Annotated in this window: 16 protein-coding genes and 1 pseudogene; 10 read left to right on the top strand and 7 right to left on the bottom strand. The window is 65.7% G+C overall.

Annotated features, from left to right (window positions below):
- Window positions 1-40 precede the first annotated feature (40 nt).
- From FEZ61_RS24470 to FEZ61_RS16835, 4 genes and pseudogenes are all read right to left on the bottom strand, one after another.
- Window positions 41-853: pseudogene (locus FEZ61_RS24470) on the bottom strand (ABC transporter permease); the annotation flags it as partial.
- On the bottom strand, window positions 847-1,656 hold the full coding sequence (locus FEZ61_RS16845) for an ATP-binding cassette domain-containing protein (protein WP_173149583.1): 810 nt from the start codon (window positions 1,654-1,656) through the stop codon (window positions 847-849). The gene FEZ61_RS16845 and the pseudogene FEZ61_RS24470, both read right to left, overlap by 7 nt.
- Window positions 1,653-2,501, bottom strand: coding sequence for a putative selenate ABC transporter substrate-binding protein (locus FEZ61_RS16840; RefSeq protein WP_173149581.1), 849 nt, complete (start codon window positions 2,499-2,501; stop codon window positions 1,653-1,655). The genes FEZ61_RS16845 and FEZ61_RS16840 overlap by 4 nt, the downstream gene beginning before the upstream one ends.
- Window positions 2,502-2,698: 197 nt before the next feature.
- A complete protein-coding gene (locus FEZ61_RS16835; RefSeq protein ID WP_173149579.1) occupies window positions 2,699-4,627 on the bottom strand; it encodes a transglycosylase SLT domain-containing protein in 1,929 nt (642 codons plus the stop codon).
- 220 nt (window positions 4,628-4,847) lie between these two features.
- Here FEZ61_RS16835 and FEZ61_RS16830 point away from each other — a divergent pair, with 220 nt between their 5' ends.
- Window positions 4,848-6,752, top strand: coding sequence for an ATP-binding cassette domain-containing protein (locus FEZ61_RS16830; protein ID WP_017639787.1), 1,905 nt, complete (start codon window positions 4,848-4,850; stop codon window positions 6,750-6,752).
- Between the two features lie 18 nt (window positions 6,753-6,770).
- On the opposite strand, the gene FEZ61_RS16825 is transcribed toward FEZ61_RS16830, so the two are convergent.
- On the bottom strand, window positions 6,771-7,211 hold the full coding sequence (locus tag FEZ61_RS16825) for a universal stress protein (protein WP_017639786.1): 441 nt from the start codon (window positions 7,209-7,211) through the stop codon (window positions 6,771-6,773).
- Between the two features lie 414 nt (window positions 7,212-7,625).
- On the opposite strand from FEZ61_RS16825, the gene fadB reads away from it, so the two are divergent.
- The 6 genes from fadB (at window position 7,626) to FEZ61_RS16795 (ending at window position 14,991) form a co-directional block, all read left to right on the top strand.
- A complete protein-coding gene (gene fadB / locus FEZ61_RS16820; protein WP_173149577.1) occupies window positions 7,626-9,773 on the top strand; it encodes a fatty acid oxidation complex subunit alpha FadB in 2,148 nt (715 codons plus the stop codon).
- A gap of 15 nt (window positions 9,774-9,788) precedes the next feature.
- Entirely contained in the window at window positions 9,789-10,967 is a 1,179-nt protein-coding gene (fadA, locus tag FEZ61_RS16815) for an acetyl-CoA C-acyltransferase FadA (protein WP_173149575.1), read from the top strand.
- A 72-nt stretch (window positions 10,968-11,039) separates the two neighbouring features.
- Window positions 11,040-11,291: a DUF1653 domain-containing protein gene (locus tag FEZ61_RS16810; protein WP_026083700.1), complete on the top strand. Its 252-nt coding sequence runs from the start codon at window positions 11,040-11,042 to the stop codon at window positions 11,289-11,291.
- 149 nt (window positions 11,292-11,440) lie between these two features.
- Entirely contained in the window at window positions 11,441-14,047 is a 2,607-nt protein-coding gene (topA, locus tag FEZ61_RS16805; RefSeq protein WP_173149573.1) for a type I DNA topoisomerase, read from the top strand.
- A 58-nt stretch (window positions 14,048-14,105) separates the two neighbouring features.
- On the top strand, window positions 14,106-14,624 hold the full coding sequence (locus FEZ61_RS16800; protein WP_017639781.1) for a DUF6586 family protein: 519 nt from the start codon (window positions 14,106-14,108) through the stop codon (window positions 14,622-14,624).
- Window positions 14,625-14,754: 130 nt separating this feature from the next.
- Window positions 14,755-14,991, top strand: coding sequence for a hypothetical protein (locus tag FEZ61_RS16795; protein ID WP_007162387.1), 237 nt, complete (start codon window positions 14,755-14,757; stop codon window positions 14,989-14,991).
- 63 nt (window positions 14,992-15,054) lie between these two features.
- Here FEZ61_RS16795 and sulA read toward each other — a convergent pair whose 3' ends face one another.
- Complete coding sequence (gene sulA / locus FEZ61_RS16790) at window positions 15,055-15,555, bottom strand: SOS-induced cell division inhibitor SulA (RefSeq protein ID WP_017639780.1); 501 nt, start codon at window positions 15,553-15,555, stop codon at window positions 15,055-15,057.
- A 184-nt stretch (window positions 15,556-15,739) separates the two neighbouring features.
- On the bottom strand, window positions 15,740-16,351 hold the full coding sequence (lexA, locus tag FEZ61_RS16785; RefSeq protein WP_026083698.1) for a transcriptional repressor LexA: 612 nt from the start codon (window positions 16,349-16,351) through the stop codon (window positions 15,740-15,742).
- A gap of 236 nt (window positions 16,352-16,587) precedes the next feature.
- Here lexA and FEZ61_RS16780 point away from each other — a divergent pair, with 236 nt between their 5' ends.
- From FEZ61_RS16780 to FEZ61_RS16770, 3 genes are all read left to right on the top strand, one after another.
- A complete protein-coding gene (locus FEZ61_RS16780; RefSeq protein ID WP_017639779.1) occupies window positions 16,588-17,298 on the top strand; it encodes a TetR/AcrR family transcriptional regulator in 711 nt (236 codons plus the stop codon).
- An 80-nt stretch (window positions 17,299-17,378) separates the two neighbouring features.
- On the top strand, window positions 17,379-18,371 hold the full coding sequence (gene nagZ, locus FEZ61_RS16775; RefSeq protein ID WP_017639778.1) for a beta-N-acetylhexosaminidase: 993 nt from the start codon (window positions 17,379-17,381) through the stop codon (window positions 18,369-18,371).
- An 11-nt stretch (window positions 18,372-18,382) separates the two neighbouring features.
- A complete protein-coding gene (locus FEZ61_RS16770) occupies window positions 18,383-19,123 on the top strand; it encodes an S-methyl-5'-thioinosine phosphorylase (protein ID WP_173149571.1) in 741 nt (246 codons plus the stop codon).
- The last annotated feature ends 4 nt before the right edge of the window (window positions 19,124-19,127 follow it).

Genomic DNA, 19,127 nt, shown 5'->3' with positions numbered 1-19,127 from the left:
TCAACAGCCCGGGGCCACGGCCTTGGCCGCGCTCCACCTGGCGCAGCAGCCGGCTCAGCACATCGGCCAACAGCACCAGCACCAGGAAGGTCAGCAGCAGGCTGGCCACCTCGCCACCGGCGAACATGCGTAGCGACAGGTCGACCTGCTGGCCGAGGCCGCCAGCGCCGACGAAGCCCATCACCACCGAGGAGCGGATGGCGCACTCCCAGCGGTAGACGCTATAGGAAATCATCTCGCCTGCTGCATTGGGCAGCACGCCATAGACGAAGGCCTGCAGGCGCCCGGCGCCTTGCAGTAGCAGGGCCCGCGCCGGGCGGGGATCGACCGATTCGAAGATCTCCGCATAGACCTTGCCCAGCATGCCGCCGTAGGTGATGGCGATGGCCAGCACCCCCGCCGTGGGGCCCAGGCCGACGGCGCGGACGAACAGCAGCGCCCAGACGATCTCCGGCACGCTGCGAAGGACGATCAGTACCCCGCGGACCAGCCCGCGGAGCAGGCGCGGCAACCGACCGGGGCGACCGGCGCGGGGCAGGGCGGAAATCGACAGCGCGCGGGTGGCCAGCAGGGCAGCGGGCAGGGCGATCAGTGCCGCCAGGGCCATGCCCAAGGTGGCGATGGCCAGGGTTTCCAGGGTGGCGCGACCCAGCACGGCGAGAAAGTCGGCGTCATGGGCCGGTGGCCAGAAGCCGGCGAGAAAGTTGCCCATGGTGCGGGCATTGTCGCCGGTGAAGAGGCCCAGCAGATCGAATTCCGCCAGGCGCAGCGTCGGCCAGGCCAGCACCAAGGCCAGCAGGGTGAGCAGCAGGCGGGGCCGGGCAGCGGGGTCCCGACGAGGCGGATTCAGCATCGTGGCAGATCGAGCGGTGTCTCGGCCGGAGTCGGCGCGGCGAGCGATAGAGTTGTGCTCAGGCCGTCATTGGCATAGAGCGCCGCGAGATCGGCCTCACTCACCGCGCTGGCGGGCTTGTCCCACAGCAGCCGGCCGGCACGCAGACCGAGGATGCGCGGAAAGCGCTGCAGCGCCAGTTCGACGTTGTGCAGGCTGGTGACCAGGGTGCTGCCCTGGCGCCCGGCAGCGTCGCGCAGCACCTCCAGGGTATGGCCGGCCAGCACCGGGTCCATGGCCGACACGGGTTCGTCGGCGAGCAGCAGCTGCGGTTGCTGGTAGAGCGCCCGGGCGATGCCGATGCGCTGCAGCTGGCCACCGGACAACTGATCGCAGGAGGCGTAGAGACGGTCGGCGAGATCCAGCGGCTCCAGGGCCGCAGCGGCACCGGCGCGATCCAGGGGATGCACCAGGCTGACCAGGCTACGCACCAGCGACCACTGGCCGAGCCGTCCGCCCAGCACCGCGGTGATGACTCTCTGACGTGCGGGCAGCGGCGGGGCCTGGTGGATGAGACCGATACGGGCGCGCAGCTGGCGCCGCGCGCGGTTGCCCAGCGTCCAGGGATCTTCCCCGAGTAGCTCCAGCTGACCCGTCACGGGCCGCAGCCCGGTGGCCAGCAGCCGCAGCAGGCTGGTCTTGCCCGCCCCGGACGGGCCGATTAGGGCGACCTGCTCACCCTGTTCCAGGTGCAGGTCGAGATCGGCCAGGGCGGGCGAGCCGTCGGCGTGTACCAGCGTCACGCCCCTGAGGGCGAGACTCACTTGAGCAGGCCGGCTGCCAGGGCGGAAGCTTCGATGCTCTTGTAGTTGTCCGGCGAGGTCGGCACGAAGCGGCTGGCCGCCTGCAGGTCGAGGATCGCCTTGTCCGCCGGCTTGGCCGGGTCCAGGTCGAGGAAGGCCTGCTTGATCTTGGCTGCCAGTTGCGGATCCAGACTGCCGCGCACCGTCCAGTTGTAGTCATAGTAGGCCGGGGTGGTAGCGATCACCCGGACCTTGCTGGTGTCGACCTTGCCGGCGTCGACCAGCTTCTTCCACACCGAGGCGTTGAGCACCCCGGCATCGGCCTTGCCCGCGGCAACCCAGGCGACGGTGGCGTCATGGGCGCCGGAATAGGCTACCCGCGAGAAGAACTGCTCGGGAACGATGCCGTCCTGCTGCATGAAGTAGCGCGGCATCAGGCTGCCCGAGGTGGAGGAGACCGAACCAAAGGCGAAGGTCTTGCCCTTGAGGTCCTGCAGACTCTTCACGGCCGGATCGGCGGTGATGAATTTGCTGGTGAACTGCTGATCTTCCTCACGCTGTACCAGGGGATTCATCGGCGCCTTGCGCTGCGCCTGGACGAAGGTGAAGCCACCGAACCAGGCCAGGTCCAGCCGATCCGACGCCATGGCTTCCACCACGCCGGCATAGTCGGACACCGGCATGAACTTGACCGGCATGCCCAGGCGTTGCTCCAGGTATTCGCCCAGCGGCTTGAACTTGCGGATCAGCTCGGTGGGCGCCTCGTCGGGAATGGCCGAGACGCGCAGTTCGTCGGCGGCATGGGAAAGCAGGGACGTCAGGGACAGGGCCAGGCCTGCTGCCAGGGCCAGCGAACGCTTGAGCATGGGTTTCTCCGGTTCAATAGCGGAAAAAAAGGGGGCTGCAGTATAGGGGGTGACGCTCGATTGCGCAGCCATCACGGGGCCGGAGGCCTTGATGGAACGTGCGGCGCAGCGACGGAAACGCTCTGGACGGCGCCTGCGCGGCGGACTCGAAGCAGCGTTCGAGTCCGCCAGGGAGGGGGAGATTAGCCGGCAGGCGCTCAGGTCTCGTCGAAGAAGCGCTCGTTCCAGTCCACCAGGGGTTGTGGCGAATTGAGCTTCTGGCCGTAGATCACCGCGTAGGCCAGCACGTTCTGCACGTATTGCCGCGTCTCGTCGAAGGGAATGGTCTCCACCCAGACATCGAAGGCCAGGTGGCGGGCGCCGTTCAGCCAGCGCTTCACCCGGCCCGGGCCGGCGTTGTAGGCGGCCGAGGCCAGCACCCGGTTGCCGTTGAACTGGGCATGGACCATGGACAGATAGGCGGTGCCCAGCTGGATGTTCTTTTCCGGGGTCAGCGCCTGCTGCGGCGAGGCCAGGGGAATGGCGAACTTGCTGGCGGTATGGCTGGCGGTGGCCGGCATCAGCTGCATCAGCCCCATGGCGCCCACGCCGGAGCGCGCATCGGCCATGAAACCGCTCTCCTGGCGGGTGATGGCGAACACCCAGCTGCTGTGCAGGCCGCGGGTCTGGGCCTCGCGCACGAAGCTCTCGCGATAGGCGATGGGGAAGCGGATATCCAGGTCGTCCCAGTACTTGGCCAGGCTGATGGTGCGAATCGCCGGGAAGTACCACTGCATGTCGTAGGCCATGCGCGCCTGGGCCACCAGTTCGTCACGGTTGAAGTGACGGCTGACGTAGAACCACTCGCGGCGGGCATTGATCGGCTCGCCGCGAGCGATGAATTCCAGGGCCCGCTGCACGCCCGGGGTGTTGCGTACCTTGCGCTTGAGGGCGTCGCTGAGCACCAGCGGCTTGTTGTTGAGCTGATAGGGCGCCTTGCTGCGGTCGGCGGCGAGAAAGCCGTAATAGTCACGCTCGCGACTGACTTCGGCGTATTCGCGCAGCACCGCCGGACTCTGCGGCTGCATCAGCTCCAGGGTGCGGGCGCGCCAGTATTCCCAGCGATTGGCCTTGGCCAGGCTGGGTGGAAAGCGCTCGATCAGGGCATGGGCATCGCTCCAGCGACCCAGGCGCAGGAGCAGTCGGGCGCGCCATTCGCTGACGTCATCGTCACGCAGCTCGGGATCGTAACGCTCCATCAACGGCAGGGCGCGCGGATCGAAGTTCTTCGCCAGGGTCAGGCCGATCTGGCGGGCGATGGCGACCTTTTCGTCGCGGGTGAAGGGCATGCGCTGGCTGTAGACCTCGAGCAGGCCCATGGCCTGTTCCGGGTCCTGGCGCGCCAGCTTGCGCAGGCCCAGGCCGACCACGTCGGCGAGGCTTTCGCTGGCCGGCGCGAAAGCCTGGACATTGGCGATCTGCTGCGGCTTCTGCGCCACGTCGATCAGCCGCTGGGCCTGGCCGGACAGCGTCGGCAACTGGGCGGAGAGGGTGCGCACCAGGCCGTATTCGCCCTTGTCGGCGGCCAGCTTGGCGCGCTCCCAGACCCGCTCCTCGGTGAGCTGGCCGCGCGCCGCCCAGGCCTGGAACAGGCCGTCGCAGCTGGTCGGCTGGGCTTTGCCCACCAGCCAGTACTTCTCCGCCAGCTTGAAGCCCTCGCTGGCATTGCCCTGGGCGATCAGGTACTGGCCGTGCAGGCAATCCAGTTCGGTGAAGTTGTAGTCGGGCGAATAGTATTTCTCGAAGCGATTCCAGTCGCCGCGATCGGCCAGGCTGCGCAGCCAGCGCAGACGCAGCCAGTTGGACTGCGGCAGATCGCCGTGCTCGGCGAGAAAGGTCTCGATCTCGGCGTCGCTGGCGCCGGGGACGCGCTTGATCAGCTCGTCGTAGGCCAGGTAGGGCTCCAGCGGATAGGTGCGCAGTTCGCCGCGATTGGCCAGGTAAACGCTGGCGTCGCCGCGATCCAGCGCCGCCTTGGCCTGGTCGTAGAGTTGCCGCTGCTGCTCTAGGGGAGCGGCTTGCGAGGTGGTGGAGCCGATCAGGGGAGCGAGGAGCAGGGGCAGGATGACGAACAGGCGACCGCGCATGGGAATTCCGTAAAAGCTGAATGCGGAGGAGGCGGCGCGCCAGGCTCAGGGCCAGCGGCCGACCGTCACGGGGCAGTCTAGCTTACGTGCCGGCGCCAGGCGGCGAAAGCGTCGGCCATGGCCTGCCGTCGGGCGGTCCGGGCGTTTCGCCGGGTCGCGTCGACCGGCGCTAGGGTAGGCGTCTCTGCTAGACTGGCTGGCCTTTTTCGCGGAGAAACCCATGGCGCTGCTCAAGTTCACCAACGTATCCCTGGCCTTTGGCGTCACCCCCTTACTGGACGGGGTGTCCTGGCAGATCGAACGGGGCGAGCGGGTATGCATCATCGGCCGCAACGGCACCGGCAAATCCAGCCTCTTGCGCATCGTCAAGGGCGAGCAGCAGGCCGACGACGGCGAGGTCTGGCGCGCGCCGGCGCTGAAGATCGGCGAGCTGCCGCAGGAATTGCCGCGCGCCGACGACCGCTCGGTGTTCGACGTGGTGGCCGCCGGCCTGGCGGGCGTCGGCGAGCTGCTCGCCGAATACCATCACCTGACCCAGGACACCAGCGGTGAACTGGACATGGACCGCCTCATGCACGTCCAGCAGGAGCTGGAGGCCCGCGATGGCTGGCGCCTGCAGCAACTGGTGGAGAGCACCCTGAGCCGGCTGCAGCTGCCGGCGGAAAAGACCCTCGCCGAACTGTCCGGTGGCTGGCGGCGGCGCGTGCTGCTGGCTCAGGCCCTGGTGGCCGAGCCCGATCTGCTGCTGCTCGACGAACCCACCAACCACTTGGACATCGGGGCCATCGCCTGGCTGGAAGACGCCCTGCGCGGCTATCCCGGCGCCGTGCTGTTCATCACCCACGACCGGGCCTTCCTTCAGGCGCTGGCCACCCGCATCCTCGAACTGGACCGCGGCAACCTGATCGATTGGCAGGGCGACTACGCCAGCTTCCTGGTGCACAAGGAGCAGCAGCTGGCGGCGGAAGAGACCGCCAATGCCCTGTTCGACAAGCGCCTGGCCCAGGAAGAGGTCTGGATCCGCCAGGGCATCAAGGCCCGACGTACCCGTAACGAAGGCCGGGTCCGTGCCCTCAAGGCCATGCGCAACGAACGCAGCGAGCGACGCGAACGCCAGGGCAAGGCCAATCTGTTGCTGGAAACGGCCGACAAGTCCGGCAAGCAGGTCATCCTCGCCGAGCACATGAGCTATGCCCACCCCGGCGGCGAGCCGCTCATCCGCGACCTGACCCTGCTGATCCAGCGTGGCGATCGCATCGGCCTGCTCGGCCCCAATGGCTCGGGCAAGACCACCCTGCTTAAGTTGCTGCTGGGTGACCTGCAGCCCACCACCGGCAAGATCCAGTACGGCACCAAGCTGGAGATCGCCTACTTCGACCAGCTGCGCCTGCAACTGGAGCCGGAGAAGACGGTGATCGACAACCTCGCCGAGGGTCGCGAATTCATCACCATCAACGGCCAGGATCGCCATGTGCTGAGCTACCTGGGCGATTTCCTGTTCAGCCCCCAGCGTGCCCGTACCCCGGTCAAGGCGCTGTCCGGTGGCGAGCGCGCGCGCCTGCTGCTGGCCAAGCTGTTCAGCAAGCCGGCCAACCTGCTGGTGCTGGACGAACCCACCAACGACCTCGACGTCGAGACCCTGGAACTGCTCGAAGAGGTGCTGCTGAGTTTCGAGGGCACCGTGCTGATGGTCAGCCACGACCGGGCTTTCCTCGACAACGTGGTGACCAGCACCCTGGTGTTCGAAGGGGAAGGGCGGGTACGGGAGTACGTCGGTGGCTACCAGGATTGGCTGCGCCAGGGTGGCTCACCGCGCCTGCTGGGCGTACAAACCCGCGAAGACAAGCCGGTACAGCCGGCCGCCAAGGCCGAGCCTGCTCCTGTGGCGGCACCCGCAGCCGCGCCGGCCAAGCGCAAGCTCAGCTACAAGGAGCAGCGTGAGCTGGACGCCCTGCCAGGCGCCATCGAAACCGCGGAGATCGAACTGGAAGCCCTGCAGACCGCCATTGCCGATCCCGGCTTCTACCAGCTGCCGGGCGAGGTCACCCAGGCCAAGCTGGCCCGCATGGACGCGCTGCAGGCCGAACTGGACCGCCTCATCGAGCGCTGGGCCGAGTTGGAGTGATCCAACCCGGCCGCGGGATCAGGTCTTGTCCTTGTTCAGGGCCACCGCCAGGGTATCGCAAGGCGCGCCGTGCAGCAGGTCGTTGGACGTCGAGCCCAGCAGCAAGGCCAGACCGTGACGACCATGGCTGCCGACCACGATCAGGTCGCAACCCTGCTCCTTGGCCATGCGGTGGATCTCCTGGCGCGGTTGCCCGTAGGCCAGCACGCAGTTGCCGGCCAACTCGGCATACTGGGTGGTGAAACCATCCAGTCGTTCGCGGGCCTGCTCAATCTGCTGCTGCTGCAGCGACGACAGATCCATGGGCACATCACCGCCAAAGGCCATGGCCATGGGCTCGACCACGTGCACCAGGGACACCTTGCTGCCACAGCATTGACCCAGGGCCACGGCGCGGCGGATCACCGGCTGGCAATCGTCGGTCAGGTCGACGGCAACCAATATGTGTTGGTAGGCCATACACATCTCTCCTTCATGATGGGGCGCCAGGCCGTACCGTGGCTGGCGCTCGAATCGCAGGCTTCAGGTTCTGCCTGGAAAGAACCGGCTGTCGCTCGGCAGCTGTTCAGGCAGAGGCTCGCCCACTTGTAGTTTCGACTCCAGGAGTCGGGGATAGCTCCACGGCTATCTTGCACAGAAGCGCGCCAAGCTCAAGCGCCCACCACGCGAACCTCCGGTTGCGCTTTCCCCGCGTGTCCCAATTGACAAGCGCCCGCTTTTGCCAGAAGGTTGTGCGAGCCGTTCAAACGGTTGTATGAATTTTCGCCCCGGCCCGGCCGGTGCCCTCCACAGAACAATATCGGGGCTGGCGATTTTCGGCTTCCACCCAAGCCGCCGCCCGCCTCGCGACCAGGACTCAAGGGAGACCCGCTGATGATTTTCGAAGGCAAAGCCCTTTCGGTGCGCGACGTGGAGGACGGCATCGCCGAACTTCGCTTCGACCTCCAAGGCGAATCGGTCAACAAGTTCAGCGCCATCACCCTGCGCGAATTCCGCCAGGCCGTGGATGCCCTGAAAGCCCACGCCGGCCTGCGCGGCGTCATCGTCACCAGCGGCAAGGACGTTTTCATCGTCGGTGCCGACATCACCGAATTCGTCGAGATGTTCGGCCGGCCGACCGAAGAGCTGCAGGCCGGCATCGCCGAGATCAACCGCATTTTCAACGACTTCGAAGATCTGCCGGTGCCCACCGTGGCCGCCGTGGGCGGCATCGCCCTGGGTGGTGGTTGCGAGATGACCCTGGCCGCCGACTACCGGGTGCTGAGCACCGCCGCGCGCATCGGCCTGCCGGAAGTCAAGCTGGGCATCTATCCGGGCTGGGGCGGCACCGTCCGCCTGCCGCGCCTGATCGGCAGCGACAACGCCATCGAGTGGATCGCCTCCGGCAAGGAAAACGACGCCGCCACCGCCCTCAAGGTCGGCGTGGCCGATGCCGTGGTCGCCCCCGAGCACCTGTTCGACGCCGCCCTGGATCTGGTCCGCCGCGCTGCGGCCGGCGAGCTGGACTACAAGGCCAAGCGCAAGCCCAAGCTGGAAAAGCTGCAGCTCAATGCCATCGAAGCCATGATGGCCTTCGAATCGGCAAAGGGTTTCGTCGCCAGTCAGGCCGGTCCGCACTATCCGGCGCCGCTGGAAGCCATCAAGGCCATCCAGAAGTCCGCCAACTACGGTCGTGACAAGGCCCTGGAAGTCGAAGGCGCCGGTTTCGCCAAGATGGCCCAGACCTCGGTCTCCGCCAGCCTGGTCGGGCTGTTCCTCAATGACCAGGCGCTCAAGCGCAAGGCCAAGGTGCTGGAAAAGCAGGCTGCGCCGGTCAAGCTGACCAGCGTCCTGGGTGCCGGCATCATGGGTGGCGGCATCGCCTACCAGTCTGCGCTCAAGGGCACGCCGATCCTGATGAAGGACATTCGTGACGAAGCCCTGGAACTGGGCCTGAACGAAGCCAGCAAGCTGCTCAACAAGCGCGTCGAGAAGGGCCGCCTGGAGCCGGTGAAGATGGCCGAGGCGCTCAATCGCATCCGCCCGACCCTGTCCTATGGCGACTTCAAGAGCGTCGACCTGGTGGTCGAGGCGGTGGTCGAGAACCCCAAGGTCAAGCAGGCCGTGCTGGCCGAAGTGGAAGGCCAGGTACGCGAGGACGCCATCCTCACCTCCAACACCTCCACCATCTCCATCAGTCTCCTGGCCCAGGCGCTCAAGCGTCCGGAAAACTTCTGCGGCATGCACTTCTTCAACCCGGTGCACATGATGCCCCTCGTCGAGGTGATCCGTGGCGAGAAGACCAGCGAAAGAGCCATCGCCACCACCGTGGCCTACGCTCGCCAGATGGGCAAGAACCCCATCGTGGTCAATGACTGCCCCGGCTTCCTGGTCAACCGCATTCTCTTCCCGTACTTCGGCGGCTTCGCCGCGCTGCTGGCCCAGGGGGCCGATTTCCAGCGCGTCGACAAGCTGATGGAGAAGTTCGGCTGGCCCATGGGCCCGGCCTACCTGATGGACGTGGTCGGCATGGACACCGCCCACCACGCCCGCGACGTCATGGCCGAGGGCTTCCCCGAGCGCATGAAGGAAAGCCGCAAGACCGCGGTGGACGCCCTTTACGAAGCCCATCGCTTCGGCCAGAAGAATGGCAAGGGCTTCTATGTCTACGAGACCGACAAGAAGGGCAAGCCGAAGAAGGTCGCCGATCCGACCGTGGCCGAGGTGCTGGCACCGGTCACCTACGAACAGCGTGAATTCACCGACGAGGAGATCGTCGAGCGGATGATGGTGCCGCTGTGTCTGGAAGCCGTGCGCTGCCTGGAAGACGGCATCGTCGACAGCGCCGCCGAGGCCGACATGGGCCTGATCTACGGCATCGGCTTCCCGCCCTTCCGTGGTGGTGCGCTGCGCTACATCGACAGCCTTGGCGTGGCCGAATTCGTCGCCATGGCCGACAAGTACGCCGACCTCGGGCCGCTGTACCACCCGACCCCCAAACTCCGCGAAATGGCCGCCGCTGGCCAACGCTTCTTCGGTTGAGCCTGGAGTAAAGAAATGAGTCTGAATCCGAGAGACGTCGTCATCGTCGACTTCGCCCGCACGCCCATGGGCCGTTCCAAGGGCGGCATGCACCGCAACACCCGCGCCGAGATCCTGTCCGCGCGGCTGATCGACGCGGTCCTCGACCGCAACCCCCAGGTCAACCCGGCCGAGGTGGAAGACGTGATCTGGGGCTGCGTCAACCAGACCCTGGAACAGGGCTGGAACATCGCCCGCATGGCCTCGCTGCTGACCCGCATCCCCCATACCAGCGGCGCCCAGACGGTGAGCCGCCTGTGCGGTTCTTCCATGAGCGCCCTGCACACCGCCGCCCAGGCGATCCAGACCGGCAACGGCGACGTCTTCGTCGTCGGCGGGGTGGAGCACATGGGCCACGTCGGCATGATGCACGGCGTCGATCCGAATCCCCAGCTGTCGCTGCACGCCGCCAAAGCCTCCGGCATGATGGGCCTGACCGCCGAGATGCTGGGCAAGATGCACGGCATCACCCGCGAAGCCCAGGACCAGTTCGGCTACCGCTCTCATCAACTGGCCTGGAAGGCCACCCAGGAAGGCAAATTCAAGGACGAGATCATTCCCCTGGAAGGTCACGACGAGAACGGCTTCCTCAAGGTCTTCAGCCAGGACGAGACCATCCGTCCGGAAACCACCCTCGAAGGACTGGCGGCCCTGAAGCCGGCCTTCAACCCGAAGGGCGGGACCGTGACCGCCGGCACCTCCTCGCAGATCACTGATGGCGCCTCCTGCATGCTGGTCATGTCCGCCCAGCGCGCCCAGGACCTGGGCCTGCAACCGCTGGCCAAGATCCGCTCCATGGCGGTGGCCGGCGTCGACCCGGCGATCATGGGCTACGGTCCGGTCCCGGCCTCGCAGAAGGCGCTCAAGCGCGCCGGCCTGACCATCGCCGACATCGATTTCATCGAGCTCAACGAAGCCTTCGCCGCCCAGGCCCTGCCGGTGCTCAAGGACCTCAAGGTGCTCGACAAGATGGAGGAAAAGGTCAACCTGCACGGCGGTGCCATCGCCCTGGGTCACCCCTTCGGTTGCTCTGGCGCCAGAATTTCAGGCACGCTGTTAAATGTCATGAAACAGAATGACGGCACCTTCGGCCTGGCCACCATGTGCGTCGGTCTCGGCCAGGGCATCACCACGGTGTTCGAACGCCTGCGCTGATCCGCCGCAGCGTGCGTCATCCGACCGGGGCGCCCCCAGGGCTGCCCCGGTTTTCTTTTTTCGAGGTGGAACATGGCATTGCAGACGGGACTCTACCGGCACTACAAGGGTCAGCAGTATCGGGTGCTGGGTCTGGCCCGGCATTCGGAGACCGAGGAAGAGCTGGTCATCTATCAGGCGTTGTATGGCGAATATGGTCTCTGGGCCCGCCCCTTGAGCATGTTTCGCGAGAGCGTCCAGGTCGATGGCGAGCAGGTGCCGCGCTTCGCGCTGATCAGCGTCGAAGCCGATCCCTTGGGTCTGGATGCCACGCCGCAGCCTTGACCTTGCCGACATCGCCACTATATATAGCGGTGCCGCGTTGGCCGACCGCCCCCGGCGCACCAGGCTGAAGTCGTTCTGGTCCTCCATCCGCCGTACTGGCGCTCGCCTTTCGCTCGCTCATCGCTTTCAAGCAGGAATCTGACTCTCCCATGGGTAAATCGCTGGTCATCGTGGAATCCCCGGCCAAGGCCAAGACCATCAACAAGTATCTGGGTAACCAGTACGTGGTGAAGTCGAGCATCGGCCACATCCGCGACCTTCCCACCAGCGGCGCCGGCACCGCCAAGGAGCCCGCCGCCAAGACGCGCAAGACCGCCGCCGAGGCGCCTGCGCTGTCACCCAAGGAAAAGGCCCGGCGTCAGCTGTTCGCCCGCATGGGTGTCGATCCCGAGCACGGCTGGAAGGCGCACTACGAGATCCTGCCCGGCAAGGAAAAGGTGATCGAGGAGCTGCGCCGCTTGGCCAAGGACGCCGACACCGTCTATCTCGCGACCGACTTGGACCGCGAAGGGGAGGCCATCGCCTGGCACCTGCGGGAAGCCATCGGCGGCGACGACTCGCGCTACAAGCGCGTGGTGTTCAACGAGATCACCAAGAAGGCCATCCAGGAGGCCTTCTCCCAGCCCGGCGAACTGGACATCAATCGTGTCAACGCCCAGCAGGCGCGGCGTTTTCTTGACCGCGTGGTCGGCTACATGGTCTCGCCGCTGCTGTGGTCGAAGATCGCCCGTGGCCTGTCCGCTGGTCGAGTTCAGTCGGTAGCGGTCAAGCTGGTGGTGGAGCGCGAGCGCGAGATCCGCGCTTTCGTCCCCGAGGAATACTGGGAGATCCATGCGGACCTGGCCACGCCGAAGAAGGCCCAGGTGCGTTTCGAAGTGGTGCGCGAGAAGGGCGAAGCCTTCAAGCCGCTGAACGAAGCCCAGGCCAAGGCCGCGCTGACCAAGCTGGAAAAGGCCGCCTATCGCATCGCCAAGCGCGAAGACAAGCCGACCAGCAGCAGGCCCTCCGCACCCTTCATCACCTCCACCCTGCAGCAGGCGGCGAGCAATCGCCTGGGCTTCGGGGTGAAGAAGACCATGATGATGGCCCAGCGTCTCTATGAAGCCGGCTACATCACCTACATGCGTACCGACTCGACTAACCTGTCGGGCGATGCCATCGCCATGGCCCGTGGCTACATCGAGAGTGAATTTGGCAAGCAGTACCTGCCGGAAAAGGCCAACGTCTACGGCAGTCGCGAAGGCGCCCAGGAAGCGCACGAGGCCATCCGTCCGTCCGACGTCAACGTCAAGCCCAACAGCCTGTCGGGCATGGAACGTGACGCCGAGCGCCTGTACGAACTGATCTGGCGCCAGTTCCTGGCCTGCCAGATGCCGCCGGCCGAATACCTGTCCACCACGGTGACCGCCGCGGCGGGCGACTTCGAGCTGCGTGCCCGCGGTCGCATCCTCAAGTTCGATGGTTACACCCGCGTCCTGCCGCAGCAGAGCAAGCCGGGTGACGACGACGTCCTGCCGGAGATGAAGCAGGGCGAGGACCTCGGCCTGGTCAAGCTCGACCCGAGCCAGCACTTCACCAAGCCGCCGGCCCGCTTCTCCGAAGCCAGCCTGGTCAAGGAGCTGGAGAAGCGCGGCATCGGCCGGCCGTCCACCTATGCCGCCATCATCTCCACCATCCAGGATCGTGGCTACGTGACGGTGCACAACCGCCGTTTCTATGCCGAGAAGATGGGCGACATCGTCACCGATCGCCTCAACGAAAGTTTTGCCAACCTGATGGACTTCAGCTTCACCGCCAACATGGAAGGCAACCTGGACAACGTCGCCCAGGGCGAGCGGGACTGGAAGAATCTGCTCGACGAATTCTATGGCGACTTCAAGCAGAAGCTGGAGAACGCCGAAGCGGGCGAGAAGGGCATGAGGGCCAATCAGCCTACCCTGACCGACATTCCCTGCCAGCTCTGCGGCCGGCCGATGATGATCCGGACCGCCTCCACCGGGGTCTTCCTCGGCTGCTCGGGCTATGCCCTGCCGCCCAAGGAACGCTGCAAGGCCACCATCAACCTGGTGCCGGGCGACGAGATCGCCGAAGACGACGAGGGCGAGTCCGAATCCCTGGTTCTGCGCGGCAAGCATCGTTGCCCCATCTGCAGCACCGCGATGGACGCCTATCTGATCGACGAGCACCGCAAGTTGCACGTCTGCGGCAACAATCCGGACTGCCCGGGCTACGAGATCGAAGAGGGCAGCTATCGCATCAAGGGCTACGAAGGCCCGTCGCTGGAATGCGACAAGTGCGGCAGCGAGATGCAGCTCAAGACCGGCCGTTTCGGCAAATTCTTCGGCTGTACCAATCCGGCCTGCAAGAACACTCGCAAGTTGCTCAAGAACGGCGAGCCGGCTCCGCCGAAGATGGATGCCGTGCCCATGCCTGAGCTGCGCTGCGAAAAGGTCGACGACACCTATGTGTTGCGCGACGGGGCGTCGGGCTTGTTCCTGGCCGCCAGTGGCTTCCCGAAGAATCGCGAGACCCGTGCGCCGTTGGTCAGTGAACTGCTGCCCCATCGCGACGAGATCGATCCCAAGTACCATTATCTGCTGAGTGCCCCGGTGAAGGACGCCGAAGGCCGCCCGGCGGTGATCCGCTTCAGCCGCAAGACCAAGGAGCAGTACGTGCAGACCGAGGTCGAGGGCAAGCCCACCGGCTGGAAGGCCTTCTACGACGGCAAGAAGTGGCAGGTGGAAGAGAAGCGCTAGGGCCTTTGGCTCCGGCGCGAGACAGGTGGTCGGCGTGAGCCGGCCTGAGGAGAAGGGCATGGCCAACGAGCGTTACACCCGCACCAACCAGAAGCTCTATTTCGCCGGTCTGGCGCTGGACAGCTGGCGCTCGGCTCAGGCGGCACCCTCCGCACAAAGCCAGGGCCGCATCATGGCCGAGCGCGAGGCCTGCCTGTTTCACCTGCATGGCGCCCTGCTGGGGCTCTGTCAGGAGGTGGCAGGCTTCTACCGTCATCCCACCATGGAAGCCACGTCGCTCGCCGTCCTGCTCTCACCCGACGCCTTGAACGAGGCGCCCAGTCCGGAAATGGGTGAACTGGTGGAGCTGGCTGGCAATTCGGAGACTTGGCTGGCGCAGTTGATCGCCGAATACCAGCGGCTGCTGCAACCGCCCCAGGCGCCGCGGCGGCCCAAGCAGGACCCGACCTTGGCCCTCATCGAAGCGGTCAGCCTGGAACCGGCCGAGCCGGAACTGGGTCTTGAAGAAGTGGAAGCCTGGCGCGAAAGTCTCAAGCAGACGGCGCTCAGATTCCGCGGTGCCATGACCGAGTGGTAGGAGCCGTCCAGCTAGCATGCCGCAGAGGCCGTCAGGACGATGGCCTTGCAGACCGTCGAAAAAGGCTCAGGCAAGTCAGCCTCCCAGACCCCACGCTGTTACACTATCCGCTTAGCTGTGGAGATACTGAATGACTACTGCCTACCTGGAAATCGTTGAACTCTCCGATGGTCGCATCGTGTTGCGCCGTGCGGACGACGAGGAAGCCCTCGTGACCCTTGAGTTTTCCAGCGATGCCAAGGATTTCCTGCATGGACAGCAGATAGAGGTGGCCAAGGCCATGTTCAACCTGGGCGTGCAGATGGCGGGTCGCTTGGCCGAAGGCGACAGCCTTCAGCGTGACGATCAACCCCGCGTCCTGCACTGACTCTCCGCCTGATCCGGCATTCCGTGCGGAAATGCCGCCGCTACATCCCTTCCTGCCCGCTGCCTAGGCGAATCTGACGTTCAGACTCTGGCTATTGCCCTGGGCCGCGGCGCGTGCCAGTTGCTGCTTGCCCGCATCGCTGAGGTCGTGCAGCCAGCTGATCACCGTATGACTCTGCCCCTTGCGCAGCACCTCGCAGGCCAGTTGCAGCGTCTTGGCCGCGCTCGGCGTCTGCAGCAGGAGCACCCGTTCCGGATTCAGATGGGTACTGCGCAACCAGGCGTTGCTGAGCAGCGACGGCGGCGTGACCAGGGTCAGCCAGCGAGCATCGTCTTTGTCGCTCAGCTGGCGCAGGATGGGCGCCAGCAACTGCAGGCATTGTTCCTGGCTACCGTGCAGGGACATCTCGCTGAAGGTGTCCGGCAGCGGGGCGGCCGGCAGCTCCCGGGCCGGCTTGCCGGCCTTGGGCAGAAAGGCGGTCAGCTCCTGCAGCAGGAGCTCAGGTGCCAGGTCCAGCTCTTGAACCAACGAACGCGGGGCATCGAACATCAGGGGAAATTGCATGGCGACCTCCTGGAGGCGACTCGATCAAATCCACTTGAGGTCATGTACCACGGATACATGACGTCACTGTGCTCAGCCTGGTCTTGAGCGCTTTTTCGGAGCGCGAACCGATACCCCCGATCAAGACTTCGGCGTAAGGCAAATAGCGGTGACAAGAGGCTGGCCCGCAGGCCAGCCCTAGACGTTAGCGGCGGATGACGCCAACGCTTAACCCTTCGATGGCGAATTCCTGGGTGGAAAGATCGACTTCGATAGGGGCGAACTCGGGATTTTCCGCCAGCAGGGTTACCTGGTTGCCCGAGCGCTTGAATCTCTTCACGGTGACTTCGTCGCCCACCCGGGCCACGACGATCTGGCCATTGTGCACCTCACGGGTCACATGGACGGCCAAGAGGTCGCCATCGAGGATGCCGACGTCTCTCATGCTCATGCCCTTGACCTTGAGCAGGTAGTCGGCACGGGGCTGGAAGAAGGCCGGGTTGATGGCGCAGTTTTCCTCGACGTTCTGCTCGGCCAGGATGGGGGCGCCCGCGGCGACCCGACCGATGACTGGCAGGCTCTCGTCGGCCTTGCGCGTGGTATCCAGCCCCGGGATGCGGATGCCACGAGAGGCGCCCGGCGTCATCTCGATGGCGCCCTTGCGGGCCAGGGCCTTGAGGTGCTCCTCGGCCGCATTCGGCGATTTGAAACCAAGCTCCTGCGCGATCTCCGCGCGGGTAGGCGGAAAGCCATTGGCTTCGAGGCAACGCTTGATGAAGGCCAGGATCTCGGCTTGTCGCGGTGTCAGTTTCAGCATGATGCACGTCGCGTCGTCTAATGATGCTGTGATTATATACAGTAACTCCAGGTGGTAGGCAAGGGCACCTGGCCCGGCTTCGGACGACAGGCCGGATTGGTGGCAAATAGCCCGCAAACAGCGGAAGGACGAGTGCTCCAGCGCTTTCAGGTCAGGCTCACCGCCCGAACTGCGATTGACTTGGATAGCGTTTGAAACATATGTTTCAAACGGAAATTCATCTATCGAGGAAGGTCATGGCGCAGTCGGATACCGTGGAGCGCATTCTGGATGCGGCCGAGCAACTGTTCGCCGAGCGCGGCTTTGCCGAAACCTCGCTGCGACTCATCACCACCCGCGCCGGGGTCAATCTGGCGGCCGTCAACTATCACTTCGGCTCCAAGAAGGCCCTGATCCAGGCGGTGTTCTCGCGCTTTCTCGATCCCTTCTGCTTCAACCTGGAGCGGGATCTGGATCAGTGGCAGCCGAAGAACGGGGAAGAGGTGAGCCTGGAGGCGCTGCTGAATCTGCTGGTGGACCACTCCCTGGCCATCAAGCCACGGCATGGCAATGACCTCTCGGTGTTCATGCGTCTGCTGGGTCTGGCGTTCAGCCAGAGCCAAGGCCACCTGCGCAAATACCTGGAACAGACCTATGGGCGTGCCTTCCGCCGCTTCCTGCTGCTGGTGAACCGCGCCGTGCCCGAGATTCCGCCCCTGGAGCTGTTCTGGCGCGCCCACTTCATGCTGGGCGCGGCGGTGTTCAGCATGTCCGGCATCAAGGCACTGCGGGCGATCGGCGAGAACGATTTCGGCGTCGATACCCACACCGACCAGGTGCTGCGGCTGATGGTCCCCTTCCTCGCCACCGGCATGCGGGCGCCGACGGCGATGCATGCACCGGAGCTGGCCCAGGCCCAGTATCGGCCGCGGCGGCCAGTCGCGGTGGAGACGGCCGAGACCTACTAGGCTGCGGCATCGAGGGTGGCTGGGGTAAGCTTGCGTCCCTTTCACGGCGCCATGCGCCGGAGCATTCGGACGAGGTACCCATGCAAGGCTCCCTGATGGTCGATATCGCTGGCACCTGGCTCACCGCCGAGGATCGTCAGCTGCTGCGCCAGCCAGAGGTGGGCGGACTGATCCTGTTCGCCCGCAACATCGAAACCCCGGGGCAGGTCCGCGAACTGTGCCGCGCGATCCGCGCGGTGCGCCCGGAGCTGTTGCTGGCCGTGGACCAGGAAGGCGGTCGCGTGCAGCGCCTGCGCCGCGACGTGGTACGGCTGCCGGCCATGGGGCAGCTGGGCGGTCGCGCGGACAGCCTGGAATTGGCCCGGCTCTGTGGCTGGATCATGGCGACCGAGATCCTGGCGGTGGGGCTGGACTTCAGCTTCGCTCCGGTGCTGGACGTCGACCATGGGCGCAGTCAGGTCATAGGCCTGCGCTCCTTCGGCGCTGCCGAGCAGGTGATCAGGCTGGGCGGTGCCTTCATCGCCGGCATGGGTGACGCCGGCATGGCCGCCACGGGCAAGCATTTCCCCGGGCATGGCTGGGCCGAAGCCGATTCCCACTATGCCATTCCCACCGACGAGCGCGATCTGGACACCCTGCTGCGCACCGACCTGCGCCCGTTCCAGGCGCTGCTGCCAGCGCTGGGTGGCGTCATGCCCGCCCATGTCATCTATCCTGCCGTGGATCCCCAGCCGGCCGGCTTTTCCCGACGCTGGCTGCAGGACATCCTGCGCGGCGAACTGGATTACCAGGGGGTGATCTTCAGCGACGACCTGTCCATGGCCGGTGCCCATGTGGCCGGCGATGCCGGTCAGCGCGTCGAAGCGGCCCTCAGCGCTGGTTGCGACATGGGACTGGTCTGCAACGATCGCGCGGCGGCCGAGCTGGCCCTGACCCGGGTACAGCAGCTGGGCGTTTCGCCCGCGCCACGGTTGGCCAGCATGAGGGCTCGTCGCCACGTCGATCTCGATTATCGGCAGCAGCCGCAGTGGAGTCTTGCCCTGCAGCGGCTGCGCCAGGCTGAACTCATCTAGAGGACGTATCCATGACCACCTACGCTATCATCGGAGGCACCGGCCTCACCGCGCTCGCCGGCCTGGAGCTGGACCAGGCCCAGACCTTCGAAACGCCCTGGGGAGAGCCTTCGGCACCCGTGCAGCGCGGTCGCTATGCTGGCCGCGAGGTGCTGTTCCTGGCGCGCCATGGCCATCCCCATCGCCTTCCGCCGCATCAGGTCAACTACCGCGCCAACCTCTGGGCGCTCAAGGAGGCCGGTGCCGACGCCATCGTCGCGGTGAATGCCGTGGGCGGTATCCATGCGGCCATGGGCAGCGGCCATCTGTGCGTGCCCCATCAACTGGTGGACTATACCTGGGGGCGCGGCCATACCTTCTTCGAAGGCGCGGACCTGGAGCAGGTCACCCACATCGACTTCAGCTTTCCCTACGACGAGCCCTTGCGTCAGCGGCTGCTGAGCGCACTGCGCACGCTGCAACTGGCGCACAGCGACCACGGCGTCTACGCCGCGACCCAGGGGCCGCGGTTGGAGACTGCAGGGGAGATCGTCCGCCTGGAGCGCGACGGCTGCGACATCGTCGGCATGACCGGGATGCCGGAAGCGGCCCTGGCCCGGGAACTGGGTCTGCCCTATGCCTGCCTGGCGCTGGTGGTGAATCCGGCCGCCGGCAAGGTGCAGCGGGAAATCACCATGGCTGAGATCGAAGCCGTCCTCGCCAGCGGCATCGACGAGGTCCGGCAGGTGCTGGCCGAGGTGCTGACGGGCTGATAGC

This window comes from Pseudomonas sp. MS15a(2019), assembly GCF_013277805.1.
GTDB lineage: Bacteria > Pseudomonadota > Gammaproteobacteria > Pseudomonadales > Pseudomonadaceae > Chryseomonas > Chryseomonas benzopyrenica.
The sequence above is the reverse complement of the archived record's forward strand: the minus strand, read 5'-3'. Positions and strand labels throughout refer to the sequence as shown.